This is a genomic window from Xylophilus sp. ASV27 (assembly GCF_016428875.1).
GTDB lineage: Bacteria > Pseudomonadota > Gammaproteobacteria > Burkholderiales > Burkholderiaceae_C > Xylophilus.
In genome coordinates this window covers 1-231 of record NZ_JAELTO010000459.1, presented here as the reverse complement: position 1 = coordinate 231, position 231 = coordinate 1, and the positions used below count along the sequence as shown (strand labels likewise).

Sequence of the window (231 nt, the reverse complement as noted above, 5' to 3'; positions counted from 1 at the left end):
CATGCAGCTTGCCGGGCCGGCGGCGTGGCCTGCCGGGCTTGCCGCCCACGGCAGGCAGGGCATCGACCAAGTCCTCGAAGACTACCGAATCATGGCGATTGGCCCCGGTCACGCAGAACATCAGCGGCATGCCCTGGCAGTCCGTGATCAGGTGGCGCTTGCTGCCGAGTTTGCCCCGGTCCGTGGGGTTGGGCCCCGTGTGTGGGCCCCCCGGGGGCTGGGCACGCTGGC

General features: G+C 71.0%; 1 protein-coding gene. It reads right to left on the bottom strand.

The genetic code is table 11. From position 1 onward, the window contains the following. Nucleotides 1-231 (bottom strand): transposase (locus JHD63_RS25330; protein WP_198973222.1); only part of this gene is annotated, 231 nt, incomplete at both ends.